At 67.1% G+C, this 955-nt stretch carries 1 protein-coding gene; it reads left to right on the top strand.

Annotation, left to right across the window (positions count from 1 at the left end):
- On the top strand, positions 1-955 hold a 955-nt coding region (locus Vau01_RS63015), incomplete at both ends, for a condensation domain-containing protein (protein WP_239153167.1).

Genomic DNA, 955 nt, shown 5'->3' with positions numbered 1-955 from the left:
CCTTTTGATGTGGAGTCGGGCCCGTTGGTACGGGGCTCGGTGTTCCGCCTCACCGACGTCGATCACGTCCTGTGCGTGGTGATGCACCACGTGGTCGCCGACGAATGGTCGGTACGGATCTTCCAACGGGAACTATCCACGTTGTACCGGGCCTTCGCCGCCGGCCTGGCGTCACCGCTGCCGCCACTTCCCATCCAGTACGCCGACTTCGCCGTCTGGCAACGCAACCGCCTCCAGGGCCCGGTCCTGGACCGGCTCCTGGACTACTGGACCCGCCAACTCGCCGACCTGACCCCGGCACAGCTACCCACCGACCGGCCCCGACCAGCCACCCCCACCGGCGCCGGCGACATGATCACAACCAGCCTGCCCGCCCCGGTCGCCGACCACCTCCGCACCCTGGCCCACCAGCACCAGGTCACCGTGTTCATGGCCCTCCTCGCCGCGTTCCAACTCGTCCTGGCCCGCTGGACGGGCCAACGCGACATCGCCGTCGCCATCCCGGTCGCCGACCGGTCCCGGCCCGAAACCCACACCCTGATCGGCTTCTTCGTCAACACCCTCATCATCCGCACCCACATCACCCCCACCACCACCTTCGCCGAACTCCTCACCCAGGTCCGCACCACCGTCCTCGAAGCGTTCGCCCACCAAGACCTCCCCTTCGAACGCCTCGTCGAAGCACTCGCCCCCCACCGCGACCGCACCCGCAACCCACTCACCCCCATCGTCTACAACCACGAAACCCCCACCCCCCACAACCCCAACACCACCACCACCAGCACCGACGGCACGGGCTGGGACCTACCCGACATCCACACCACCACCTACCCCCTACCCTGCCCCCACTCCAAATTCGACCTCACCCTCAACACCACCGACCACGGCCCAGCCACCAACCTCACCATCACCACCGAATACGCCACCCAACTCTTCAACCACACCACCATCCAAC

This window comes from Virgisporangium aurantiacum, assembly GCF_016863635.1.
Taxonomy (GTDB): Bacteria; Actinomycetota; Actinomycetes; order Mycobacteriales; family Micromonosporaceae; genus Virgisporangium; species Virgisporangium aurantiacum.
The sequence above is the reverse complement of the archived record's forward strand: the minus strand, read 5'-3'. Positions and strand labels throughout refer to the sequence as shown.